The 23,319-nt window shown below is 71.4% G+C and carries 22 protein-coding genes; 12 read left to right on the forward strand and 10 right to left on the reverse strand.

Annotated elements, in window-relative coordinates:
- The first annotated feature begins 134 nt into the window (after positions 1–134).
- From AB0G10_RS01390 to AB0G10_RS01400, 3 genes are all read left to right on the forward strand, one after another.
- Complete coding sequence (locus AB0G10_RS01390) at positions 135–2,006, forward strand: phosphoenolpyruvate carboxykinase (GTP) (protein WP_360914744.1); 1,872 nt, start codon at positions 135–137, stop codon at positions 2,004–2,006.
- Between the two features lie 72 nt (positions 2,007–2,078).
- Positions 2,079–3,200: a geranylgeranyl reductase family protein gene (locus tag AB0G10_RS01395; RefSeq protein WP_360914747.1), complete on the forward strand. Its 1,122-nt coding sequence runs from the start codon at positions 2,079–2,081 to the stop codon at positions 3,198–3,200.
- 32 nt (positions 3,201–3,232) lie between these two features.
- The gene (locus AB0G10_RS01400; protein ID WP_360914749.1) at positions 3,233–4,003 is read left to right on the forward strand and encodes an isoprenyl transferase; all 771 of its coding nucleotides are present in this window, start codon (positions 3,233–3,235) and stop codon (positions 4,001–4,003) included.
- 4 nt (positions 4,004–4,007) lie between these two features.
- Here AB0G10_RS01400 and otsB read toward each other — a convergent pair whose 3' ends face one another.
- On the reverse strand, positions 4,008–4,814 hold the full coding sequence (gene otsB / locus AB0G10_RS01405) for a trehalose-phosphatase (protein WP_360914752.1): 807 nt from the start codon (positions 4,812–4,814) through the stop codon (positions 4,008–4,010).
- A 274-nt stretch (positions 4,815–5,088) separates the two neighbouring features.
- On the opposite strand from otsB, the gene AB0G10_RS01410 reads away from it, so the two are divergent.
- From AB0G10_RS01410 to AB0G10_RS01425, 4 genes are all read left to right on the forward strand, one after another.
- A complete protein-coding gene (locus AB0G10_RS01410; protein WP_360914755.1) occupies positions 5,089–6,498 on the forward strand; it encodes a PhoH family protein in 1,410 nt (469 codons plus the stop codon).
- Positions 6,499–6,675: 177 nt separating this feature from the next.
- On the forward strand, positions 6,676–7,377 hold the full coding sequence (locus AB0G10_RS01415; protein ID WP_360914758.1) for a lytic transglycosylase domain-containing protein: 702 nt from the start codon (positions 6,676–6,678) through the stop codon (positions 7,375–7,377).
- 79 nt (positions 7,378–7,456) lie between these two features.
- Positions 7,457–8,209 (forward strand): serine protease, encoded by a 753-nt coding sequence (locus tag AB0G10_RS01420; protein WP_360914761.1) that lies wholly within the window; start codon positions 7,457–7,459, stop codon positions 8,207–8,209.
- A gap of 43 nt (positions 8,210–8,252) precedes the next feature.
- The gene (locus AB0G10_RS01425; RefSeq protein ID WP_360914764.1) at positions 8,253–8,882 is read left to right on the forward strand and encodes a rhomboid family intramembrane serine protease; all 630 of its coding nucleotides are present in this window, start codon (positions 8,253–8,255) and stop codon (positions 8,880–8,882) included.
- 3 nt (positions 8,883–8,885) lie between these two features.
- Here AB0G10_RS01425 and glpX read toward each other — a convergent pair whose 3' ends face one another.
- Positions 8,886–9,902 (reverse strand): class II fructose-bisphosphatase, encoded by a 1,017-nt coding sequence (glpX, locus tag AB0G10_RS01430; protein WP_360914767.1) that lies wholly within the window; start codon positions 9,900–9,902, stop codon positions 8,886–8,888.
- 99 nt (positions 9,903–10,001) lie between these two features.
- Here glpX and AB0G10_RS01435 point away from each other — a divergent pair, with 99 nt between their 5' ends.
- Complete coding sequence (locus AB0G10_RS01435) at positions 10,002–10,553, forward strand: DUF4245 domain-containing protein (RefSeq protein WP_360914770.1); 552 nt, start codon at positions 10,002–10,004, stop codon at positions 10,551–10,553.
- Here the strand turns inward: AB0G10_RS01435 and AB0G10_RS01440 are convergent.
- Genes AB0G10_RS01440 through AB0G10_RS01450 form a run of 3 tightly spaced genes read right to left on the reverse strand, consistent with a single transcriptional unit; the run spans position 10,550 to position 12,567 of the window.
- Positions 10,550–10,753 carry an exodeoxyribonuclease VII small subunit gene (locus AB0G10_RS01440; protein WP_360914773.1) on the reverse strand — a complete coding sequence of 68 codons (204 nt, stop codon included), beginning with the start codon at positions 10,751–10,753 and terminating at the stop codon, positions 10,550–10,552. The two genes, AB0G10_RS01435 and AB0G10_RS01440, sit on opposite strands and share 4 nt — an antisense overlap.
- A complete protein-coding gene (gene xseA, locus AB0G10_RS01445) occupies positions 10,753–11,988 on the reverse strand; it encodes an exodeoxyribonuclease VII large subunit (protein WP_360914776.1) in 1,236 nt (411 codons plus the stop codon). Before xseA ends, AB0G10_RS01440 begins: the two co-directional genes overlap by 1 nt.
- A 9-nt stretch (positions 11,989–11,997) precedes the next feature.
- A complete protein-coding gene (locus AB0G10_RS01450; RefSeq protein WP_360914778.1) occupies positions 11,998–12,567 on the reverse strand; it encodes a hypothetical protein in 570 nt (189 codons plus the stop codon).
- Between the two features lie 137 nt (positions 12,568–12,704).
- Here AB0G10_RS01450 and AB0G10_RS01455 point away from each other — a divergent pair, with 137 nt between their 5' ends.
- Positions 12,705–13,703, forward strand: coding sequence for a 4-hydroxy-3-methylbut-2-enyl diphosphate reductase (locus AB0G10_RS01455; RefSeq protein WP_360914781.1), 999 nt, complete (start codon positions 12,705–12,707; stop codon positions 13,701–13,703).
- Positions 13,704–13,774: 71 nt separating this feature from the next.
- Here AB0G10_RS01455 and AB0G10_RS01460 read toward each other — a convergent pair whose 3' ends face one another.
- Positions 13,775–14,920 carry a DNA recombination protein RmuC gene (locus tag AB0G10_RS01460; protein ID WP_360914784.1) on the reverse strand — a complete coding sequence of 382 codons (1,146 nt, stop codon included), beginning with the start codon at positions 14,918–14,920 and terminating at the stop codon, positions 13,775–13,777.
- A 54-nt stretch (positions 14,921–14,974) separates the two neighbouring features.
- On the opposite strand from AB0G10_RS01460, the gene AB0G10_RS01465 reads away from it, so the two are divergent.
- Complete coding sequence (locus AB0G10_RS01465; RefSeq protein ID WP_360914787.1) at positions 14,975–15,718, forward strand: hypothetical protein; 744 nt, start codon at positions 14,975–14,977, stop codon at positions 15,716–15,718.
- A gap of 3 nt (positions 15,719–15,721) precedes the next feature.
- Here the strand turns inward: AB0G10_RS01465 and AB0G10_RS01470 are convergent, their stop codons facing one another.
- The 4 genes from AB0G10_RS01470 to AB0G10_RS01485 form a co-directional block, all read right to left on the reverse strand.
- Entirely contained in the window at positions 15,722–16,288 is a 567-nt protein-coding gene (locus tag AB0G10_RS01470; RefSeq protein WP_360914789.1) for a hypothetical protein, read from the reverse strand.
- 75 nt (positions 16,289–16,363) lie between these two features.
- Positions 16,364–18,895, reverse strand: coding sequence for a valine--tRNA ligase (gene valS / locus AB0G10_RS01475; RefSeq protein WP_360914792.1), 2,532 nt, complete (start codon positions 18,893–18,895; stop codon positions 16,364–16,366).
- A 58-nt stretch (positions 18,896–18,953) separates the two neighbouring features.
- The gene (locus AB0G10_RS01480) at positions 18,954–19,448 is read right to left on the reverse strand and encodes a methylated-DNA--[protein]-cysteine S-methyltransferase (protein WP_360914795.1); all 495 of its coding nucleotides are present in this window, start codon (positions 19,446–19,448) and stop codon (positions 18,954–18,956) included.
- A gap of 120 nt (positions 19,449–19,568) precedes the next feature.
- Positions 19,569–21,101 carry an AlkA N-terminal domain-containing protein gene (locus tag AB0G10_RS01485; protein WP_360914798.1) on the reverse strand — a complete coding sequence of 511 codons (1,533 nt, stop codon included), beginning with the start codon at positions 21,099–21,101 and terminating at the stop codon, positions 19,569–19,571.
- Between the two features lie 317 nt (positions 21,102–21,418).
- Here AB0G10_RS01485 and AB0G10_RS01490 point away from each other — a divergent pair, with 317 nt between their 5' ends.
- Together AB0G10_RS01490 and ychF are read left to right on the forward strand one after the other, a co-directional pair.
- Entirely contained in the window at positions 21,419–22,219 is an 801-nt protein-coding gene (locus tag AB0G10_RS01490) for an alpha/beta fold hydrolase (RefSeq protein ID WP_360914801.1), read from the forward strand.
- A gap of 11 nt (positions 22,220–22,230) precedes the next feature.
- Positions 22,231–23,316: a redox-regulated ATPase YchF gene (gene ychF / locus AB0G10_RS01495; protein WP_360914804.1), complete on the forward strand. Its 1,086-nt coding sequence runs from the start codon at positions 22,231–22,233 to the stop codon at positions 23,314–23,316.
- Positions 23,317–23,319 lie beyond the last annotated feature (3 nt).

Genomic DNA, 23,319 nt, shown 5'->3' on the forward strand with positions numbered 1-23,319 from the left:
CCGTGAGTGCTCGCACGTGCGTCAAGCGGCGAAGAATCGATCGTCTACGCGCATCGCGGCCATAGATTGTGCGGTTGTCCACAGGTTTCACCGATGAACTCCAGGCGGGATCGGCCTAGGCTGATGTGACTCCCATGACAGTGCCGGCCTCCCCGGCTGATTCGTCATTGGTCAGTGCCGACCGAAGGAGCTTCATCTTGTCTCTGCCCCCTACCTCGCACCCCCGCCTTCTGGCGTGGGTGGACGAGGTCGCCGCCTTGACCAACCCCGACCGGATCGTCTGGTGCGACGGTTCGGAGGCCGAATGGGCCCGGATGACCGACGAGCTCGTCGAGTCCGGGGCGCTGGTCCGCCTCAATCCGGAGAAGAAACCGAACTCGTTCTGGGCGCGGACCGACCCGTCCGACGTGGCGCGCGTCGAGGAACGCACCTTCATCTGCTCGGTGGACGAGGCCGACGCCGGCCCGACCAACAACTGGATGGCCCCGGCCGAGATGAAGCAGCTCATGACGGAGCTGTACCGGGGGTCGATGCGCGGCCGCACCATGTACGTGGTCCCGTTCTGCATGGGCACGCTCGACGCCGAGCAGCCGATGTTCGGGGTCGAGCTCACCGACAGCCCGTACGTCGTGGCGAGCATGCGCATCATGACCCGGATGGGGGCCGGGGTCCTGGAGGCGATGGGCGACGACGCGGACTACGTACCCTGCCTGCACTCGATCGGCGCGCCACTCTCCGAGAACGAGGAAGACGTCGCCTGGCCGTGCAGCGAGACCAAGTACATCTCGCACTTCCCGGAGACCCGGGAGATCTGGTCGTACGGCTCCGGGTACGGGGGCAACTCGCTGCTCGGCAAGAAGTGCTACGCGCTGCGGATCGCCAGCGTGGCCGCCCGGGACGAGGGCTGGCTCGCCGAGCACATGCTGATCATGAAGCTCACCTCACCGGAGGGGCGGGTCCGGTACATCGCCGGCGCGTTCCCGTCGGCCTGCGGCAAGACCAACCTGGCCATGCTCGAGCCGACCCTGCCGGGCTGGAAGGTGGAGACGGTCGGCGACGACATCGCCTGGATGCGGTTCGGTGAGGACGGCCGGCTGTGGGCCACGAACCCCGAGTTCGGGCTGTTCGGCGTCGCGCCCGGCACCGACTTCCACACCAACCCGAACGCGATGCGCACCCTCGCGAAGGGCAACTCGGTCTTCACCAACGTCGCCCTCACCGACGACGGCGACATCTGGTGGGAGGGCATGGGCGAGCCGCCCGCGCACCTCGTGGACTGGAAGGGCCAGGACTGGACGCCGGACTCGGACGCCGTGTCGAGCCACCCGAACAGCCGGTTCTGCACCCCGATCGAGCAGTGCCCGATCCTCGCCGACGAATACCACGACCCGCGCGGCGTGCCGATCGACGCGATCCTCTTCGGCGGCCGCCGCAAGACCACGATCCCGCTGGTCAGCGAGGCCCGCGACTGGGTGCACGGGGTCTACCTCGGCGCCACGCTGTCGAGCGAGACCACCGCGGCGGCGGTCGGCCAGGTCGGCGTGGTGCGGCGCGACCCGATGGCGATGCTGCCGTTCATCGGCTACCACGCCGGCGACTACTTCCAGCACTGGATCGACATGGCGAAGGGCGCCTCGGGCGACGCCGACAAGCTGCCCAAGGTGTTCTACGTGAACTGGTTCCGGCGGGACGCCGACGGCGGTTTCCTCTGGCCCGGTTTCGGGGAGAACAGCCGCGTGCTCAAGTGGGTGGTCGAGCGCCTGGACGGCAAGGCCGACGCCGTGGAGACGCCGATCGGCCACGTGCCGACGCCGGAGTCGCTCGACCTGACCGGCCTCGACCTCGACCCGGCCGCGCTGGAGGCGGCGCTGCGGGTCGACACCGAGGAGTGGCTGGCCGAGATCCCGCAGGTCACCGAGTGGTTCACCAAGTTCGGTGACAAGCTGCCGGCGGTGCTCTGGTCGGAGCTGGACGCCCTGCGCGCCCGCCTCGCCGACGCCTCCTGAGACCACGCCGCACCCGCTCCCACCTCCTCGGGAGCGGGTGCGGCGTCCGGCGCGCCGGTCACTATGGGAACCATGGACGTCTATGATGTGGCGGTGATCGGCGCCGGTCCGGCCGGTGCGGCGGCGGCCCTCGCGGCGCTCCGCGGCGGGGCGAGCGTGCTGCTGCTGGACCGGGCCGGCTTCCCCCGGGACAAGCCGTGCGGCGACGGCATCGCGGCGGAGGCGGTGGACGTGCTGGCCGGCCTCGGCGTCCCGGATCCGGTCGCCGGGTTCCCGCGGGTGGAGCGGTTGCGGCTGGTGGCGCCGGGCGGTGCCGCGGTGGCGCGGCCGCTGCCGCGACCGGCGCACACCGTGCCCCGGCGGATCTTCGACGAGCGCCTGGTGCGTGCGGCGGTGGCGGCGGGTGCCGCCTTGCGCAGGCACACCGCGAGACGGGTACGGGAGGACGCCCCGATCACCATCGACGAGCGGTACCGGGCCCGGGTGCTGATCGGTGCGGACGGCGCCTCCTCGGTGGTGCGCCGGCACCTCGGCCACGGGGCCAACCCGCCCGGCCACCTGGCGATCGCGATCCGCGGCTACGCGCCGTCGGCGGCCACCGGCGAGCAGGTCATCGTCACCACCGGGCAGCGCTGGCCCGCCTACGCGTGGCGCTTCCCGATCGGCGACGGCACCGCCAACGTCGGGTACGGGGAGGTGCTGCGCGGCGGGGCGCTCTCCCGCCCGTACCTCCGCCGGAGGCTCACCGACCTGCTGCCCGGCGCCGAACCGGAAAGCCTGCGCGGGCACCACCTGCCGTTGTCCACCCGCCGCCCGGCGGCGGGACGCGGCCGCGTGCTGCTCGCCGGCGACGCCCTCTCCCTGATCAACCCGCTGACCGGGGAGGGGATCTTCTATGCGGTGCTCTCCGGGGCGCTGGCCGGCGCGGCGGCGGCGCGCGGCCCGCGGGACGTGGCCGGCCGCTACCGGGAGGCGCTGCGCCGGCGTCTCGGCCGGCACCTCCGGCACTCCGCGGCCGCGGCCCGGCTGACCGGCTGGCCGGCGGTGGCGGACGCCGCGGTGGCCGCCGCCCGGCAGGACGAGCGGACGTTCGCCCGGATGGTGGACCTCGGCCTCGCGGACGGGCTGCTGGACGCTCGCACGATCGGGCGCATCGCGTGGCGGATGGTGCAGTGCCGGGCCGTCCCCGCTTGAGCCTCGCGCGGAGGTGGCTACCCTTTGCGGTGATGAGTCTGCGTTCTCTGGTCTATTCCTTTTATGAGCGGCGGCTGGCCGGCAAGCTCGCCGGCAAGCCGGTGCCGCGTCATGTCGGGGTCATGTGCGACGGCAACCGCCGCTGGGCCCGCGAGATGGGCTTCGTCGACCCCAACGACGGCCACCGCGTCGGCGCGACCCGGGTCAAGGAGCTGCTGACCTGGTGCGACCAGGCCGGCATCGAGCACGTCACGCTCTACCTGCTGGCCACCGACAACCTGCAGCGCCCGGCCGCCGAGCTCGATCCGCTGGTGCGGATCATCGAGGACCTCGCGACCGAGCTGGCCGAGGACGGCAACCCGTGGCGGCTGAGGATGGTCGGCGCGCTCGACGTGCTGCCGTCGGCGACCGCGGCCATCCTCAAGGCGGCCCAGGAGAAGACCCAGGACCGGCGGGACGGCGTCGAGGTGAACATGGCGGTCGGCTACGGCGGCCGGCGCGAGATCACCGACGCGGTCCGCTCGCTGCTCTACGAGCACGCCTCGACCGGCGGCACGATCGAGGAGCTCGCCGAGATCCTCGACGTGGAGCACATCGCCGAGCACCTCTACACCCGTGGCCAGCCCGATCCCGACCTGGTCATCCGGACCAGCGGCGAGCAGCGGCTGTCCGGCTTCCTGCTCTGGCAGTCCGCGCACTCGGAGTTCTACTTCCACGACGCGAACTGGCCGGACTTCCGCCGCATCGACTTCCTGCGGGCGCTGCGGTCGTACGGCAACCGGCAGCGCCGTTACGGCGCCTGACCGCTCAGAAGCGCTTCAGGCCGTCGGCGAGGAAGGCGGCCACCGCTTCCGGCGACTCGAGGGTCAGGTCGGCGGCGCCGGCCACCTCGGCGCCGGTCTCCGGGTTGGCCACGGCCACCGCCATGCCGAAGAACGCCGGGTCGACGGCCTCGCGGGCGCGCAGCGCGTCGAACGCCTTGATGTCGGACATGTCGTCGCCGAAGTACCACGCGCAGCCGGCGTTCCGCACGCCCTCGGTGATGACCATGCCCTTGTCCTGGTCGACCGGGGGCTTCAGCTCGACCACCATGCGGCCGCCCTGGATCCGCAGGCCGAGCCGCTCGGCCTGCTCGTGACCCCAGCGCTCGACCGTGCCGGCCAGACCGGGCGCGGTGCGGTAGTGCAGGGCCACCGAGAGACGCTTGTATTCCACCAGCGTCTCGGCGGGCAGCTCGGTGCGGGCCCGCTCGGCGAGCAGGTCCATGGTCGGCACGAACTCCAGCGCGGCCGGCTCGGTCACCACCCGGCCGTCGTGCCACACCTCCAGGCCGTACAGCCCGTAGAGGTCGACGCCCTCGAGCGTCTCGAAGCGCGACCGCAGGAAGCTCACCGGCCGGGCTGAGACGATCGCCACACGCTGCACCACGGAGGCCAGCCGCTCCAGCACGCCGAGCACGGCCGGGACCGGCTGGGAGGCGTCCGGGTCGTCGGTGACGGGTGAGAGGACACCGTCGAAGTCGAAGAAGAAGGTGGTCGAGGAGGCCCTCGCGGCGGTGAAGGCCCAGGCCTCGTCGGTGGTCAGCGGATGGGTCGGACGAGAGGTCTCTGCCACGGCCTCAGACTACCCGCGGATGGTCGTCTTTTATGCGCGGTGAAATTCGCGTGGGGCGAGCGTCACCCCTGGGCTCAAGATTTTGTGCTCTACCGCAGGACGCTGTCGCCCGCTAGCGTTTGAGTCATGGCACGGGGTCATCCCGAGTCAGCCGGCCGGCCCGGACCTGCGACGAGTGCGCCACGGGGCCCGCAATCCAGCCCCGTGTCAGTGCCGGGTTGCCGGAGGTGGCGGACCGCGGGTGGCCGGGTTGCACGCCCGCTGGAGCAGGCCTGTGACATCTCGCCGTACCGATGCCGGGGTCGCAGTTCCCCCGGCCGACAAGGTCTCCAGCCGTTCGACGACCGGGCGCCGTAAGACCCGCGATCGTCACGCCGACGCCGAACCCGCCCCTGCCGGCCGGGTCTTCGTCCTGGACACCTCGGTCCTGCTGTCCGACCCGGCGGCGTTCCGCCGGTTCACCGACCACGAGGTGGTCGTCCCGCTCGTGGTCATCTCCGAACTGGAGGGGAAACGTCACCATCCCGAGCTCGGCTGGTTCGCCCGGCAGTCGCTTCGCATGCTCGACGAGCTGCGGATCAAGCACGGCCGCCTGGACCAGCCGGTGCTCTGCAACGACGAGGGCGGCACGCTGCGCGTCGAGCTGAACCACGCCGACCAGAGCGTGCTGCCGCTGGGCTTCCGCAACGACTCGAACGACACCCGGATCCTCTCGGTGGCGCTCGGGCTGGCCGCGGAGGGCCGCGACGTCACGCTGGTCAGCAAGGACATGCCGCTGCGGGTCAAGGCCGCCTCGGTCGGCATCACCGCCGACGAGTACCGGCACGGCCAGGCCAGCGACCCGACCTGGACCGGCATGGCCGACCTGGAGCTCGGCGAGGAGCAGGTGGCCGGCCTCTACGCCGGTGACGAGCTGGAGGTCGAGGAGGCGGAGGGGCTGCCCTGCCACACCGGCCTGGTGATCCACTCGAACCGCGGCTCGGCCCTGGCCCGGGTCAACCCGGACAAGACGGTGAAGCTGGTCCGCGGCGACCGCGACGCGTTCGGCCTGCGCGGCCGCTCGGCGGAGCAGCGGATCGCGCTGGACCTGCTGCTGGACGAGTCGGTCGGGATCGTCTCGCTCGGCGGCCGGGCCGGCACCGGCAAGTCCGCGCTGGCGCTCTGCGCCGGCCTGGAGGCGACGATGGAGCGCAACCGCCACAAGAAGGTGGTGGTGTTCCGCCCGCTCTACGCGGTCGGCGGCCAGGAGCTCGGCTACCTGCCCGGCAGCGAGGCGGAGAAGATGTCGCCCTGGGCGCAGGCCGTCTTCGACACGCTCGGCGCGGTCGTCCACGCGAACGTCGTGGAGGAGGTGATGGCCCGCGGGATGCTCGAGGTCCTGCCGCTCACCCACATCCGCGGCCGGAGCCTGCACGACGCGTTCGTGATCGTGGACGAGGCCCAGTCGCTGGAGCGCAACGTCCTGCTCACCGTGCTCTCCCGGATCGGCCAGAACTCGCGGGTGGTGCTCACCCACGACGTGGCGCAGCGGGACAACCTGCGGGTCGGCCGGCACGACGGCGTGACCGCGGTGATCGAAGCGCTGAAGGGGCATCCGATCTTCGCCCATGTCACGCTGACCCGTTCGGAGCGATCTCCCATCGCCGAGGTGGTCACCGACCTTCTGGAAGAAATCCCCCTGTGAGATGACGCCGTCGCGGCACTTTGTGCCGAAATGAAGTAGAAAAACGTGTGACTAAAGTCACAAGACCGCGTTGGCATTTCACATCCACTTCACCTTGCGCCATGGTGGCTGGCGGGCATCGGCCGGCCACCATGGCGTCGGGGGTGCCCATCCTTGCCCCCGACGAAGGGATTCTTCGTGAAGCGGCTCTGGAGCCGGCTCGGAGTTCGTGCGGCGTCTGTCGGTCTTCTCCTCACCGGGCTGGCCGGCGGTGTCTACCTCGGACAGAACCGGGAGATCCAGCAGGCCAGCGCCGAGTCTCAGCTCGTCATGCAGGCGAACGCGGACGAGATGCAGCTGCTGAAGGCGCGCCAGGCGCAGCACGCCGCGGCCCGGGCGTTCCGCAGTCAGGCGGAGGACGCCGCGGCGGCGAAGGCGGCCACCGAGGCGAAGAGCGCCGCGAGCAAGGCGCGCACGCTGGAGAAGAAGGCGATCGCCGCGGAGGCGGCCGCCAAGAAGGCCGCCGAGGCGAAGAAGGCCGCCGAGTCGGGCGGGCCGGTGGCGTACACCGGCGACATCCCGGAGTCCTGCAACGACTACAGCGGCAGCCGCAAGATCGGCTGTGCCCTGATGCTCGACGCCGGCTTCGGCCTCGCCCAGTTCCCCTGCCTCGACAAGCTGTGGAAGAAGGAGAGTGGCTGGAACTACAAGGCCACGAACCGCAGCTCCGGGGCGTACGGAATCCCGCAGTCCCTGCCGGGCAGCAAGATGGCGTCGGCGGGCTCGGACTGGAAGACCAACCCGGCCACCCAGATCAAGTGGGGTCTCGGCTACATCGAGGGTCGCTACAACACCCCGTGCGGCGCGTGGAGCCACTCGCAGAACGTCGGCTGGTACTGATCTGTTGCGGCGGGGCTGCGCGGTGTGTCCGCGCAGCCCCGTTTCGCTGTGATGCAATGTCCATATGGTCCGAAATGTCGTGTGGCTCGTCCTCCTCGCGCTGATCCTGCCGGGGACGCCGGCCGGCGCCGAGCCGGGCATCCCCGAGGTGATCGGCGGCAAGGTCGCCGCCGCCGGGAAGTTCCCCTGGGCGGTGCGGCTCTCGATGGGCTGCGGCGGCGCGCTGACCGCGCCCCGGGTGGTGCTCACGGCCGGGCACTGCGTCGGCGCGACCGGCGCCAACCGGCGGATCACGATCACCGCGGGCGCCCCGGACCTGAAGTCCCGGAAGGCGATCACCGTACGGTCGGTCGCGGTGTACCGATCGCCGAAGTTCGTGACCGAGACGAGCGGTGACGACTGGGCCGTGGTCCGGCTCGAGCGCGCCCTCGCTCTGCCCACCCTGGACCTGGTCCGCGACGGCAGCGGCGACGAGGGCACGTTCACGGTGATGGGCTGGGGGCAGACCCGGGAGACCGCGGTCAAGCAGGAGCGGCGGCTGCACTACGCGGACGTGCCGACCATCCCGGACGAGGCGTGCGCGAAGGCGTACCACCAGGCCGGGGTGGACCTGGTCCGGAAGTCGTCGATCTGCGCGGGCCGGCACGGGGTGGACACCTGCCAGGGCGACTCCGGCGGCCCGATGGTCCGGCGTGAACGGGACGGCACGTACGTCCAGGTCGGGATCGTGAGCTGGGGACTCGGATGCGCCCGGGACGGCTATTTCGGGGTTTATACCCAGATCTCGCAGTTCCGTGACGAGATCAGGGCCGCTACGCGCAAGCTCGGGTAGCGCTCGACTGGTCGCTGATGCGTCCGGCTGCCACCATCGGAACATGGGGTACGGCGGATGGGCGCAGCAGGCACGTGAGGACGAGGCCGCGAAGTTCGGCACCGACGCGTTCTACGCGGCGCTCGGCCGGGCTTTCGTGACGATGTGCGCCATCGTCCCGGGGCTCTTCCTGATCGAGGCGATCGACGTCGGCCTCGGTCCCGGCACGCTCGACGTGGCCGGCGGCATCATCCCGCGGCACGTCGGCGGCCTCGACGGGGTGCTGTTCAGCCCGTTCCTGCACGCCGACTGGGAGCATCTCTACGGCAACGCGGTCCCGCTCATCCTGCTCGGCACGTTCGTGCTGGCCGGCGGGGTGCGCCGGTTCATCTGGTCGACCGTGCTGATCATGGCGGTGTCCGGGCTGGGCGTCTGGTTCATCGGCGACCCGCGCAGCGTCGTGGTCGGCGCGAGCGGCGTCATCTTCGGCTACCTCGGCCTGCTGCTCACCCGCGGCCTGGTCGAGCGCAGCTGGTGGAACTTCGCGGTCGCCGTGTTCATCGGCCTGCTGTACTGGTACCAGCTCTACGGCATCCTGCCGACCGACGCCCGCGTCTCCTGGCAGGGCCACCTGCTCGGCCTGGTCGGCGGCGCGCTGGCGGCGGTGCTGTTCCGCCGCCGGCGCCTTTCCTAGCCGTCAGAGCGTGGGCAGGTGGCCGTCGAAGTCCACCGCTGAATAAAGTGCGAGCTTCTCCAGCCGGTGGTACGAGTCGATCACCCGGATCGTCCCGCTCTTGGACCGCATCACGATCGACTGGGTGTGCGCGCCGCCCGCCCGGTACCGCACGCCCTTGAGCAGGTCGCCCGAGGTCACGCCGGTCGCCACGAAGAAGCAGTTGTCGCCGGTGACCAGGTCGTCGGTGGTGAGCACCCGGTCCAGGTCGTGCCCGGCGGCGATCGCCTTCTCCCGCTCGGCGTCGTCGTGCGGCCACAGCTTCGCCTGGATCATGCCGCCGAGGCACTTGAGCGCACACGCCGCGGTGATGCCCTCGGGGGTGCCGCCGATGCCCATCAGCACGTCGACGTCGGACTCGGCGCGGGCCGCCGAGATGGCGCCGGCGATGTCGCCGTCCGAGATGAACTTGATGTTCGCGCCGGCCTGCCGGACCTCCTCGACCAGCCGGGTGTGCCGCGGGCGGTCCAGGATGCACACCGTCACGTCGGAGACGCTGGACTTCTTCGCCTTCGCGATGCGCCGCAGGTTCTCGGTGGCGCCGGCGTTGATGTCGATCACGTCGGCGCAGTCCGGGCCGACCGCGATCTTCTCCATGTAGAACACCGCGCTCGGGTCGAACATCGCGCCGCGCTCGGCGACCGCGAGCACCGCGACCGCGCCCGGCATGCCCTTGCTCATCAGCGTGGTGCCGTCCACCGGGTCGACCGCGACGTCCACCTCGGGCCCGGTGCCGTCGCCGACCTGCTCGCCGTTGAAGAGCATCGGCGCTTCGTCCTTCTCACCCTCACCGATCACCACGACGCCGCGCATCTGGATCGAGTTGATGAGTTTGCGCATGGCGTCGACGGCGGCGCCGTCACCGCCGTTCTTGTCACCACGGCCGACCCAGCGTCCGGCGGCCATGGCGGCCGCTTCGGTCACTCGGACGAGGTCGAGGGCGATGTTGCGGTCGAGGTCCTGGGGGACTCGGGCTGGCACGGCGGCCTCCTCGCGACGTTGCGGGGCTGTCAATCCACCGATCCTGGCATCCGAGGACGTGTTGAGTCTCGGTTCAGCGACATGGTTAACAATGGGTTGGTGGAACCCGCGACGTCTGCCCCCGCACCCGCTCCCGCGCGGCTCGCCCCGAAGGAGGGCCGCCGCCCCCGCGACATGATCTATTCGCTGTTGGTGCTGCTGGTGCCGATCGCGCTGGTGATGGTCTTCTGGAAGGTCGTGCTCGACGGCGACAAGCCGCTCACCAAGGACCCGTCCAGCGCCATCCAGTCGGCCTCCCGCGAGTTCACCGTGGCGCAGCCGGCCGGCCTGAGCGAGGACTGGCACGTCACCTCGGCCACCTTCGGCCGCGAGGAGGGCGGGGCGACGCTGCGCATCGGGTACGTCGACCCGGACGCCGACCCGATCCTCGTGGTGCAGAGCACCGTCCCGGCCGACACCCTGGTCCCGGCCGAGGTCGGCGACCAGGGCAAGCGGACCGGCACGTTCCGCACCGCGAACCGCACCTGGATGACCTACTCCGGGCGGCCCGGCGAAACCGCGTTCATCGTGACCGAGCAGAACCGGACGATCGTGCTGATCGGCGAGACCAAGCAGAAGAACATGGAGACCCTGGCGGCGGCGCTCTCCTAGTCGCCGGCGCGGGCGGCCCGGGCCGCCTCGATCCGCTCCCGGGCGCCGTCCAGCCAGCGCTGGCAGACGTCGGCCAGCTTCTCGCCGCGCTCCCACAGGGCGAGGGACTCCTCGAGGGTCCCGCCGCCCTGCTCCAGCCGCTCCACCACGGAGGCCAGCTCGGTGCGGGCCTGCTCGTAGCTGAGGTTCTCGTCGGTCATCAGCCCTCCTTGACGGTTGCGTTGATCTCGCCCTCGGCGAGCCGGATCCTGATCGGGTCGTCCGCGGCCACCTCGCCGGCGGCCCGGACCACGTGGCCGTCGGCGCGCTGCACGATCGCATAGCCGCGCTGCAGCGTCGCGGCCGGCGACAGCGCCCGCAGCCGGGCCACGGTGTGCCGCAGGTCGTCGTCGGCGCGGCGCAGCCGGTGCTCCAGGCTGCGGCCGGCCCGGTCGCGCAGCGCCACCACCTCGGCGCCGCGCTGGTCGAGCAGCGACTCGGGCCGGGCCAGCGCCGGCCGGGACCGCCACGACTCGATCCGGTGCCGCTCCCGCTCGATCATCGAGATGACCGCGCGGTCGAGCCGGTTGCGGGCCATCTCGATGAGCCGCATCTCGTCGGCGAGGTCGGGCACGATCCGTTTCGCCGCGTCGGTCGGGGTGGAGGCGCGCAGGTCGGCCACGTAGTCGAGGAGCGGCGCGTCGGTCTCGTGCCCGATCGCGCTGACCACCGGGGTGCGGGCGCCGAACACGGCCCGGCACAGCGCCTCGTCGGAGAAGGGCAGCAGGTCCTCGACGCTGCCGCCGCCCCGGGCGATCACGATGACGTCGACGGTGTCGTCGTTGTCGAGCACCTTGAGCGCGTCGATGATCTGCGGCACCGCGGTCGGCCCCTGGACCGCGACGTTCACCACCCGGAAGTCGACGGCCGGCCAGCGGCGGCGGGTGTTCATCAGCACGTCGCGCTCGGCCGCGCTGGCCCGCCCGGTGATCAGGCCGATCCGGCCGGGCAGGAACGGCAGCCGCCGCTTGCGCTCCCGGGCGAACAGCCCCTCCGCGGCCAGCAGCTTCTTCAGCCGCTCGAGCCGGGCCAGCAGCTCGCCGAGGCCGACCTGGCGGATCTCGTCGGCGCGCAGGCTCAGCGTGCCCCGGGCCGGGTAGAACTCGGGTTTCGCGTGCAGGGTGACCCGGGCGCCCTCGGCCAGCTCGGGCGCGCCGGCGTCGAGCACGTCGCGGTGCGCCGTCACGGTCAGGCTGAGGTCGGCGGACGGGTCGCGCAGCGTCAGGAAGACCACGCCCGAGCCGGGACGGCGGCTGATCTGGGCCACCTGCCCGTCCACCCAGACCCAGCCCAGCTTCGCGATCCAGGCGCCGACCTTCTGGCTGACGACGCGGACCGGCCACGGCTCGTCGGCAGTGCTCCGGGGTTCCGGGCTCTTGGGTTCGGGCTGTGTCACCGGGCCAGATTACGTAAGCCCACCGACATTCTCGCCGGTGCGATCCGGGGTGGCGTCCATGGCGCGGGTCTCCGCGTGCCGGGCCGTGTAGTCGCCGAGGTCGACCGGGGTGCGCCGCTCCGGCAGCACCCGCTCGATCAGCGCGAGCACGGTGAGCAGCACCAGGCCGAGACAGCCCCAGAAGACCAGGTCGGCCACCAGGTACTCCGGGTCGACGTGCACGCCGTCGCCGGTGCCGAGGAACGGGTACGGGTAGCCGCGGCGCTCCGGGTACGCGGCGAGGCAGCAGCGCGCCGTGGCCGGGACCGCGGTGGCCGCCATCCCGGCGAGGGCGAGCACGCCGGACAGCAGATATCCGGCCCGGCTCGGCGTGATCCGGTGCTTGAGCAGCAGCAGGGCGCCGCCGGCCAGCAGCGCCACGTGGAAGATCAGATAGGCGCTGGTCAGCCCACCGTCGATCTCGACGGCGAGGTTCAGCCCGCCGATGCCGACCAGGAACCAGCCGGCCATCACCCTGATCACGGCCGTGACCTGCGTCCACGCCGCCCACGGGTCCTCGCCCCGGTGTGCGCCGCCCATGCCTCCATTATCAGGTTCTATTCGGATCTTTCAGGGCGAAACGGCACCACCGGGAGGATCAACCCCGATTTTGGGTACGGGCTGTGGCGCTGATCGCAGAGAGGCGGGCGGGGGAGTGGTCCACGTACCATGGCCGGGTGACTGATGTTCGTAAGCGGGTGCTGCTCGCCAAGCCACGTGGTTACTGCGCCGGTGTCGACCGTGCCGTGCAGACCGTCGAGGAGGCGCTGAAGCTCTACGGCGCCCCGGTTTACGTTCGTAAGCAGATCGTGCACAACAAGCACGTGGTCAACACCCTGGAAGCCCGCGGTGCGATCTTCGTGGAGGAGAACTACGAGGTCCCCGAGGGATCGACGGTGGTGTTCTCCGCCCACGGCGTGGCGCCCGAGGTCCACGACCAGGCCCGCGAGCGCAACCTCAAGGCGATCGACGCGACCTGCCCGCTGGTGACGAAGGTGCACCACGAGGCGAAGCGGTTCGCCGCCGAGGACTACGACATCCTGCTCATCGGTCACGAGGGCCACGAGGAGGTCATCGGCACGGCCGGCGAGGCGCCCGCCCACATCCAGCTCGTCGACGGCCCCGACGACGTGGACAACGTCGTGGTGCGCGACCCGTCGAAGGTCGTCTGGCTGTCCCAGACCACCCTCTCGGTCGACGAGACCATGGAGACGGTGGCCCGGCTCAAGACGAAACTGCCGCTGCTCCAGTCGCCGCCCAGCGACGACATCTGCTACGCCACCTCCAACCGGCAGCACGTGATCAAGGAGATCGCCCCGGACTGCGACGTGGTCATCGTCGTCGGCTCGCGGAACTCCTCGAACTCGGTGCGTCTCGTCGAGGTCGCCCTCGGCGCCGGGGCGCGGGCCGGCCACCTGGTCGACTACGCCTCCGAGATCCAGGACGAGTGGCTGGCCGGCGCCACCACGGTCGGCGTCTCGTCCGGCGCGAGCGTGCCGGACGAGCTGGTCATGGAGGTGCTGGCACACCTGGCCGACCGCGGTTTCGGCGAGGTCACCGAATACACCACGGCCGAGGAGCGCCTCACCTTCTCCCTGCCGCAGGAGCTGCGCAAGGACATGAAGGCCGCTGGGCTTGCCGGCTCCGCTTCGCTCCGCGGGCAAAACGCCTTGTAACCGCTGAGGAGGCGTGTGATTTTCACGGGCTCTCCGGCTACGCCCTCACCAGAAGCTCAACCCGTGCCGCGTCACGTATTCGGTGTGCTGAGCTCGGGGGCCTGGGGCTGGCGAGGCATCACCTCGACCTGGGGGACCTCGACCAGGTCCTCGTGGGAGACGCCCATCTCGGCGAGCTTGCGGGCGCTGACCAGCACCCGTGACTCCAGCGAGCCGACCGCCTTGTTGTACGCCGTCACCGCGCCGGTGAGTGACGTGCCCAGCTTCGCCACGTGGTCGCCCATCGTGGAGAGCCGGGCGTAGAGGTCGCGCGCCAGGGCGTGCACGGCGACCGCGTTGTGGGTGAGCGCCTCCTGCCGCCACGAGTAGGCGATCGTCCGGAGCATGGCGACCAGGGTGGCCGGGGTCGCCAGCACCACGTTGCGCCGGAACGCCACCTCCATGAGCGTGGGGTCGCGCTGCAGTGCCGCGTCCAGGAACGGGTCGGCCGGCACGAACAGCACCACGAAGTCGGTGGCCTCGTCGAAGGCGGTCCAGTACTTCTTCGCGGAGAGCTGGTCGACGTGGGCGCGCAGGTGGCGGGCGTGCATGTCGAGGTGGGCGTCGCGGGTGCGCTCGTCGCGGGCCTCCATGGCGGACAGGTAGGCCTCGAGCGGCGCCTTCGCGTCGACGACCACGGCCCGGCCGCCGTGCAGCCGCACCACCAGGTCGGGGCGGACGCCCTGCTCGTCGGTGGACGACGTCACCTGCTCGGCGAAGTCGCAGTGCTCCAGCAGGCCGGCCGCCTCGACGATGCGGCGCAGCTGGTGCTCGCCCCAGCGGCCCCGGACCTGCGGCGCCCGCAGCGCCGACACCAGCTGGCGGGTCTCGGTGCGCAGCTCACCCGAGACCGCCCCCATGGCCCGGACCTGCTCGCGCAGCTCCGCGTACGCGTCGACCCGGTCGTGCTCCAGTTGCGCCACCCGGTCCTCGTACCGTCTCAAAAGATCTTGAAGTGGGGCGGTGGCCCGGGCCACGGCTTCCTGGGACTGAGCGGTCGCCTCATAGGACAGAGCCCGCAGCGACTGTTCGAGACGCTGCTCACCCTCCCGGGCCGCATCGAGCGTCGCCTCCAGACGGGCGATGTCGGTGGCGGCACGGGCGCGGGCCACCAGCCAGCCCAGCGCGGCGCCGGCGGCGAGACAGACCAGGATCACAGCGAGCGTCGAGAACGTCACCCCCGCAGATTGCCAGACTCCTGGGACATGAACCGCGGAGGTACCGTGGAAAACATGAAGGGCGTGTTACTCATCCTGGTGATCCTCGCGCTGGCGGCCGTGCTCATCGCCGTGGCGCAGCGCAGCGGACAGGCCCGCAAGAAGACCCAGCTCGAGGACGCCCGCGCCGAGGCGCAGAGGTGGTACGAGCGACTCGGCGGCCAGGTCATGAACCTGGTGTCCGAGGAGCCGGCGGCCCGGCAGGCGCTCTCCGACGCGAGCGAGCGCTACAACGCGGCCGGCGGCCAGCTCCAGCAGGCCAACACGGTCCGGCAGTACGAGCTGGCCCGGGAGTCGGCGCTGGAGGGCCTCGCCTACGTGCGGGCCGCCCGGACCGCGATGGGCATCGACCCCGGACCCGAGCTGCCGCAGCTCGCGGGCGCCCGGGGCACCGGGCAGATCACGCAGGAGCGCGAGGTCACGGTGCAGGGCCAGCACTACCGCGCCGGCCCGCAGCCCGGCGCCGCGACGCCCTACTACTACCCGGGCGGGCACGTGCAGGGCCGCCCGGTGCCGGCCGGGTGGTACTCGACCCCGGTCTGGAAGACCGCGCTCGGCGCCGGCGCCGGCGTCCTCGGCGGCATGCTGATCTTCGACGCGCTGCTCTCGCCGGGCTTCGGCGACATGGGCTTCGACGGCGGCGATTGGGGCGGGGATGATCTCGGCGGCGGCGACCTCACGGCCGGCGGTGGCGATTGGGGTGGCGGTGACTGGGGCGGTGGCGACTTCGGTGGCGGCGACTTCGGCGGGGACTTCTGACCCTCAATAGCGGCGCACCGGCTGGTTCTTCTTGACCCGCATCCAGTGCTCCATCTCCCGGCGCAGCGCCCGCGGGCTCGGCCACAGCTGACTCAGGTCGGCGGTGAAGGCCGGGCCGCGCGGCGTGTCGGTGAGCGCCGGCCCCTCGTCGTGGGCGTCCTGCACCGGATGCACGGTGTCGAGATCCCGGGGTACGACCTCCATGACCGTGCGCAGCCCGTCCCGCTTGATGACGACCGCGGCCACGTCCTTCCACTCCAGCAGCACCGGGTCGCTGTCCTGCGCCGCGAGTTCGACGCCCGCCTCGGACACCCGTACCCAGGTCGGCAGCGACGCCCGCGCGGAGATCGTGTAGACGCCGGCCGCGCCCGCGGCGACGGCCGCCGCCTGCAGGGCGGTGATCCACCAGGGGTCGCCCGCGGCGCGGCCGAACCGTGCCACGAGCGGGGCGGCCACCAGGTACGCGACCATCAGCGCGGCGAACACCATCAGGAAGGTCCGGACCGGCGAGGAGCGGAACAGCACCGCGTCCCGGGCCGGCGCCTCGACCTCTTCGGGGGCGAACGACATGCCCCTCATGATGAACCGATCGGGCCCCGGCTACCGGCGTTTGGCCAGGTAGCCGGGGGATAGCTGGTCCTCTGCTCAGAAGGCGCAGGCGATCACGAGCTCGGTGGTGCGGTCGCGGAGCAGGTCGAGCTTGGTGATCCGGCCGGCCGCCCGGAAGTCGCCCTCGACCAGCTCCAGCCGGTCGAGCAGATCGGCCGGGCCGAGCGCCTCGGCGAGCGGCACCTCCGTCTTCATCGACAGCTTCCGGTCGGACTTGGCCCGGCGGACCTGCCGCAGCGCCTCACCGGCCAGGTCGAGCAGCGCCGGGTCGCTCTCCGGCGCCACCCGGGTCAGCTCGTACGTGGTCGGCCACGTCGAGGTGTGCACCGAGCCGTAGCGCCACCACGACCAGACCTCCTCGGTGACGTACGGCAGGAACGGCGCGAACAGCCGCAACAGCACCGACAGGCCGGCCGCGAGGGCCGCGCGGGCCGAGTCGGCGCCCGGCCCCTCGCTGTACGCCCGGTCCTTGACCAGCTCGATGTAGTCGTCGCAGAACGTCCAGAAGAACGCCTCGGTGACCTGCAGCGCGTCGGTGTGCTGGAACCGGTCGAACGCCGCCGTGGCCTCGGTGACCACGGTGGCGAGCCGGCCCAGCACGGCCCGGTCCAGCGGTTCGCTGACCGGCCGCCGCAGCGCCTCCGCCGCGCCCAGCCCGAGCGCGAACCTCGACGCGTTCAGCAGCTTCGTCGCCAGCCGCCGGCCGACCTTCAGCTGCGCCGGCTCGAACGCCAGGTCGGCGCCGGGCCGGCCGCTCGCCGCCCAGTACCGCACCGCGTCCGACCCGTACTGCTCCAGCAGCGCGGCCGGCGTCTCGACCTCGTTGCCCTTCGACTTCGAGATCTTCTTGTGGTCGGGGTCGAGGATCCAGCCGGACAGGACGGCCCGCTCCCACGGCAGCGCGTCGTGCAGCTGGTTCGCGCGCAGGACCGAGGAGAACAGCCAGGTCCGGATGATCTCCTGGCCCTGCGGGCGGAGATCCATCGGGTACGTCCGCCGGTGCAGGTCCTCGTCGGTGCTCCACCCGGTGACGATCTGCGGGGTGAGCGACGACGTGGCCCAGGTGTCCATGACGTCCGGGTCGGCCGTGAAGCCGCCCGGGACGTCCCGCTGCGACTCGTCGAACCCCGGCGGGCACTCCGACGACGGGTCGACCGGCAGCGCGGCGTCGTCCGGCGTCAGCAGCTGCGCGTAGTCCGGCTCGCCGGTCGCGCCGACCCGGTACCAGACCGGGATGGGCACGCCGAAGAAGCGCTGCCGGCTGATCAGCCAGTCCCCGGTCAGGCCGCCGACCCAGTGGTCGTACCGATGGCGCATGCTCTCCGGCACCCAGCGCAACTCGCGCCCGCGCTCCAGCAGGAGATCGCGCAGCTCCGGGTCGCGCCCGCCGTTGCGGATGAACCACTGGCGGCTCGTGACGATCTCGAGCGGGCTGTCGCCGCGCTCGTAGAACTTGACCGGATGCGTGACCGGCCGCGGCTCCCCGATCAGGTCACCCGACGCGGTCAGCAGCCGGACGACCTCCCGGCGGGCGCCCGCGACGGTCAGGCCCGCGAACCCCGCGTAGACGTCGTCGCCGACGCCGTCCGGAGCGTCCGGCAGGAACCGCCCGTCGCGGCCCAGGACGACCCGGGTGTCCAGCTCCAGATCGCGCCACCAGGTGACGTCGGCCAGGTCGCCGAACGTGCAGACCATCGCTATGCCCGTACCCTTGTCGGCCGCCGCCAGAGGATGCTCCCGGACCGGAACCTCGACGCCGAAGACCGGGGTGCGGACCGACGTGAGACCCGCGAAGCGGGGATCGCCCGGGTGATGGACCAGCGCGACGCACGCGGGCAGCAGCTCCGGCCGGGTGGTGTCGACCTCGACCGTCCCCGTCCCGTCGGCGGTGGTGAACCGCAGCTTGTGGTAGGCGCCCTGCCGGTCCCGGTCCTCCAGCTCGGCCTGCGCGACCGCGGTGCGGAAGCCGACGTCCCAGAGGGTCGGCGCCTCCGCGGTGTAGGCCTGCCCGTCCCGGAGGTTGGCGAGGAACGCGCGCTGCGCGACCATCCGCGACTTCGCGCCGATCGTCGAGTACGTCAGTCCCCAGTCGACGCTCAGCCCGAGCCGCCGCCACAGCGCCTCGAACGCCTTCTCGTCCTGGACGGTCAGCCGTTCGCAGAGCTCGACGAAGTTGCGCCGGGAGATCCTCTCCTTCTCCGGCCCGGGCTGCCATCCGGGATCGTAGGGCAGCGACGGATCACATTGGACGCCGTAGACGTTCTGGACGCGGCGCTCGGTGGGCAGGCCGTTGTCGTCCCAGCCCATCGGATAGAAGACGGTCTTGCCGCGCATCCGCTGGAATCGCGCGACCGTGTCGGTGTGCGTGTAGGAGAAGACGTGCCCGATGTGCAGCGACCCCGATACGGTCGGCGGGGGCGTGTCGATCGAAAATACGTCCGAACGCTCCTTGGAACGGTCGAACGCGTACGTACCCTCCCCCTGCCAGCGTGACGCCCACTTCTCCTCGAGGCCGTCCAGCGACGGGCGCTCGGGGAGACCGTGACGTCCGGTTCCCGTATCAGTCATGCCGAACAGAGTAGGGTTCCGGCGCCGATCGCGGCGAGGCGATTAGCTTCCTCGCTGTTCAGTCGCCGGCTTCGTGTTTGAGCAGCCACGCCTTGATCGTCAGGCCCCATCGGTAGCCGCCGAGCGAGCCGTCCGACCGCAGCACCCGGTGACACGGCAGGATCAGCGCGACCGCGTTGCGGGCACACGCCTGCGCGGCGCCCCGGACCGCCGCCGGATTGCCGGACAACTCGGCGAAACGCGTGTACGTCACCGGCATCCCCGGCTTGATCTCACGCATCACGTCCCAGGCGTGCCCCATGAACCCGCCCTTCGTGTGCTGCTCGACCGGAACCGTGTCGAGCGCCGTCAGGTCGCCGTCGAAATAGTCGCGCACCGCCTCGCGGGCCGGGCCGACGTCGTGCCTCTCCAGCAGTCCTCTCATGCTCGGGTGCGTCAGGCGCATCAGCTCGGGCACGTCGGTGGTGAACCCGGCCGCGCGCACCGCGCCCTGCTCGGTGGCGATCATGGTGAACGGGCCGACCGGGGTGTCCATGGTCGAGTAGCGAAGCATCGTTCTCTCCTTCACGAAGTGGGGGATCCAGCCTCGCCGGGGGCGCGTGCCTCCGGCGGCGAGGCTGTGGACGGCCGGAGAATGTGGATAAGACCCACGCTCGGTGCTCCGGCCGTACCGTTAAGCGGCACGCCACAGACGGATCAGCGCGTAGGAACGCCACGGGCGCCAGCGTTCCGCGTGCTCGGCCAGCGCCCTCGGAGTGTCCGGGAGGTGCAGGGCGGACGCGCCGCGGCGAGCCGCCAGATCCGTCTCCAGGAAGACGTCGGGGTCGCCGATCGCGCGCATGGCGACATATCCGGCCGTCCACGGGCCGATGCCGGGGATCTCCAGCAGGCGGGCGGTCGTCTCGGCGCGGTCGGCGCCCGGCTCCAGGTCGATCTTGCCGTCGGCTGTCGCGGTGGCCAGGGCGCGGAGGGTGCGGCGGCGGGAGGCCGGCATGCCGAACGCGGCGTCGGGGAGGTCGGCAAGGAGGCTCGCCGGGGGGAAGCCGGTTAGGGCGGTGGTGTGCGCTGGTGTGTCCGCAAGATCCGGCAGGGCGGTAGGTCGGGAGGCGGGGGAGGGGCCCTCGGAGAGGGCCACCAGACTGCCCACCCCTTCGCCCCCTTCGCCCACATTCGCGGCAGCCCGAACGATCCGCTGCAACGTAGTCCGCGCCCCCGCCACACTCACCTGCTGCCCCACCACGGCCCGGACCGCCATCTCGAACCCGTCCACAGACCGCGGCACCCGAACCCCCGGTTCCCGCGAGACGACCTCCCGAAGAGCCGGATCCGCCCCCAGCCCGCCATCCACGGCGACCGGATCGGCGTCCAGATCGAACAGCCGCCTGCACCGCGCCACCGCCGGCGCCAGATCCCGCACATCGCTCAGCCGCAGCGTCGCGAAGACCCAGCGGTCGGCGGGCTTCAGCGTGACGCTTGCGCTTCCGTGGGGGAGGTTCAACCCCCTTGTGTACGTCGACCCGCACACGGCATCGACTCCCGGCAGGGTTCGTGCTGCCAGGAATTCGAGCAGGGATCCGGCGTGCAGCGGCGGGCGGTAGGCGAGCCGCAGGTTGATCACCCCGGCGTCCCCGGCCGGCGAGGAGGCGGGCCGGCGCGCGCGCAGCCGGCTGGGCGATCCGGCGTATACCTCGAGCATCGTGTCGTTGAACTGCCGCACGCTCCCGAATCCGGCCGCGAACGCGATCTCGGCGAGTCCGAGGTCGGTCGTCTCGACGAGGATCCGGGCGGTCTGGGCGCGCTGGGCCCGGGCGAGGGCGAGCGGCCCGGCGCCGAGTTCGGCGGTGAGCATCCGGTTGAGGTGCCGTTCGGTGTAGCCGAGCCGGCTCGCGAGGCCGGTCACGCCTTCGCGGTCGACGACGCCGTCGCCGATGAGCCGCATGGCCCGGCCGACGGTGTCGGCGCGCACGTCCCAGTCGGGGGAGCCGGGTGCGGCGTCGGGCCGGCACCGGCGGCAGGCGCGGTATCCGGCGCGCTGGGAGGCGGCGGCGCTCGGATAGAACGTGACGTTCTCGCGCTTGGGTGTGACGGCGGGGCAGGACGGCCGGCAGTAGATCCCGGTGGTCCGCACGGCCGTGTAGAAGCACCCGTCGAACCGCTGGTCGCGGCTGTCGACAGCGCGGTAGCAACGCTCGAAGTCCAGCTCCATGTCACCGAGTCTGCTCCGCGCGACCCGCCCGCGGCTGGCGGGATTCGGACATGACCGTGCACCCCGCACACACGCACCCGCCCCCGAGCCCCGTGTGTTGAGTTGCGGTCCAATCCGCGCCCCAACTCAACACGCTGAGGTGGTTGCGGGCGCGCGTGTGAAGTTGCGGTCCGGTTCGCGCCCGTACTCGACACGCTGAGGTGGTGGTTGCGGGCGTGCGTGTGGAGTTGCGGTCCGGTTCGCGCCGGAAGTCAACACGCAACGGGGTGTGTCAACTGCGGTTGACGCCCTCGCAGGTGTCAACTACGGTTGACAGCATGGAGACGACGGCGCTCAGGACGGACATCGGGTGGCGCACCTTCGGTGGCGGCCCCAAGGTCGTGCTTCTGCACGGCGGCATGCAGACGTCGGCGAACTTCACGAGGCTCGCCCGCCTCCTCGCGACGACGCACACGGTCTACGTCCCGGACCGGCGCGGGCGGGGGCAGAGCGGTCCGGCCGCTCCCGGTCACGGTCTGCGGGCCGAGCTCGACGACCTGCGCGCGGTGCTCGACGAGACCGGGGCGCGCGACGTGTTCGGCCTCGGTTCCGGCGCGGTCGTCGCGCTGCGCGCGGCCATGGAGATGCCGATCGGGCGGCTCGCGCTCTACGAGCCCCCGCTGAAGCATGATGGTCACGATCCGGTGGGGTGGCTTTCACGGTACGAGGGGGAGCTGTCCCGGGGCCGGACGGCGGCCGCGTTCGTGACCGTCACCAAGGGAACGGGCGCGTTCCGCCACGTGCCACGTGCCGCGTTGATCCCCCTCGCGGGTCTCCTGATCCGGAATCGGCGGGAGATCGGCGAGCTGGTGCCGACGATGCGCCTGGACGCCGCCGTGGTCGAGGACGCGGCCGGGCCGCTGGACGTGTACCGCGCCGTCGGGGCGGAGACGCTGCTGCTCGGCGGCGACCGCTCCCCCACGTACCTGAAAGCGGTCTTGAATGGTCTGGAACCGGTCCTGCCGCGGGTGCGCCGGGTGACCCTGGAGGGCGCCGGGCATCTCGCCGCGGACGACGGCGGCAAGCCGGAACTGGTCGCGGCGGAACTGCGCCGGTTCTTCGGATCGCGCAACCCGTAGACTGGCGTTCCGTGAGCCTCACCATCGGAATCGTCGGCCTGCCCAACGTCGGCAAGAGCACCCTGTTCAACGCCCTCACCAAGAACGACGTGCTCGCCGCGAACTACCCGTTCGCGACGATCGAGCCCAACGTCGGCGTGGTCGGGCTGCCCGACGAGCGGCTCGGGAAGCTCGCCGAGCTGTTCGGCAGCGAGAAGATCCTGCCGGCGCCGGTGAGCTTCGTCGACATCGCCGGCCTGGTCCGGGGCGCGTCGAAGGGTCAGGGCCGCGGCAACGCGTTCCTCGCGAACATCCGCGACGCGTCCGCGATCTGCCAGGTCGTCCGCGCGTTCTCGGACCCGAACGTGCTGCACGTCGACGGCAAGGTGTCGCCCTCCGACGACATCGAGACGATCAACACCGAGCTGATCCTGGCCGACCTGCAGACGGTCGAGAAGGCGCTGCCCCGCCTCCAGAAGGAAGCGAAGCTCAAGAAGGAGAAGGCCGCCGTCGTGGCCGCCGCCGAGGGCGCGTTCAAGCTGCTCAACGACGGCGTCACCCTCTACCAGGGCGCCAAGTCCGCCGGCGTCGACCTGGACCTGCTCGGCGAGCTGCACCTGCTCACCACGAAGCCGTTCCTCTACGTCTTCAACGTCGACGAGGCCGAGCTCGGCAACGAGGCCTTCCTCGACGAGCTGCGCGCCCTGGTCGCCCCGGCCGAGGCCGTCTTCATGGACGCGAAGATCGAGTCCGAGCTGATCGAGCTCGACGAGGACGAGGCCCTCGAGCTCCTCCAGTCCACCGGCCAGTCCGAGCCCGGCCTGAACCGCCTCATCCGCGTCGGCTTCGAGACGCTCGGCCTGCAGACCTACCTGACGGCCGGCCCGAAGGAGGCCCGCGCCTGGGTCATCCCGGTCGGCGCCACCGCCCCCGAAGCCGCCGGCGTCATCCACTCCGACTTCCAGCGAGGCTTCATCAAGGCCGAGATCGTCAGCTTCGACGACCTCATGACGGCCGGCTCGATGAGCGCCGCCAAGTCCGCCGGCAAGGTCCGCATGGAAGGCAAGGACTACGTCATGAAGGACGGCGACGTCGTCGAGTTCAGATTCAACGTGTAGTGC

The organism is Actinoplanes sp. NPDC023714 (assembly GCF_040639855.1).
GTDB lineage: Bacteria > Actinomycetota > Actinomycetes > Mycobacteriales > Micromonosporaceae > Actinoplanes.

What these genes read in the sequence shown, in the direction of transcription:
- AB0G10_RS01490 (WP_360914801.1), top strand. Translation starts at nt 21,419, where the DNA reads ATGGAGACGACGGCGCTCAGGACGGACATCGGGTGGCGCACCTTCGGT.
- AB0G10_RS01425 (WP_360914764.1), top strand. Translation starts at nt 8,253, where the DNA reads ATGGGGTACGGCGGATGGGCGCAGCAGGCACGTGAGGACGAGGCCGCG.
- AB0G10_RS01465 (WP_360914787.1), top strand. Translation starts at nt 14,975, where the DNA reads ATGAAGGGCGTGTTACTCATCCTGGTGATCCTCGCGCTGGCGGCCGTG.
- valS (WP_360914792.1), bottom strand. Translation starts at nt 18,895, where the DNA reads ATGACTGATACGGGAACCGGACGTCACGGTCTCCCCGAGCGCCCGTCG.
- AB0G10_RS01485 (WP_360914798.1), bottom strand. Translation starts at nt 21,101, where the DNA reads ATGGAGCTGGACTTCGAGCGTTGCTACCGCGCTGTCGACAGCCGCGAC.
- AB0G10_RS01395 (WP_360914747.1), top strand. Translation starts at nt 2,079, where the DNA reads ATGGACGTCTATGATGTGGCGGTGATCGGCGCCGGTCCGGCCGGTGCG.
- AB0G10_RS01390 (WP_360914744.1), top strand. Translation starts at nt 135, where the DNA reads ATGACAGTGCCGGCCTCCCCGGCTGATTCGTCATTGGTCAGTGCCGAC.
- AB0G10_RS01400 (WP_360914749.1), top strand. Translation starts at nt 3,233, where the DNA reads ATGAGTCTGCGTTCTCTGGTCTATTCCTTTTATGAGCGGCGGCTGGCC.
- AB0G10_RS01440 (WP_360914773.1), bottom strand. Translation starts at nt 10,753, where the DNA reads ATGACCGACGAGAACCTCAGCTACGAGCAGGCCCGCACCGAGCTGGCC.
- AB0G10_RS01450 (WP_360914778.1), bottom strand. Translation starts at nt 12,567, where the DNA reads ATGGGCGGCGCACACCGGGGCGAGGACCCGTGGGCGGCGTGGACGCAG.
- AB0G10_RS01480 (WP_360914795.1), bottom strand. Translation starts at nt 19,448, where the DNA reads ATGCTTCGCTACTCGACCATGGACACCCCGGTCGGCCCGTTCACCATG.
- AB0G10_RS01470 (WP_360914789.1), bottom strand. Translation starts at nt 16,288, where the DNA reads ATGTCGTTCGCCCCCGAAGAGGTCGAGGCGCCGGCCCGGGACGCGGTG.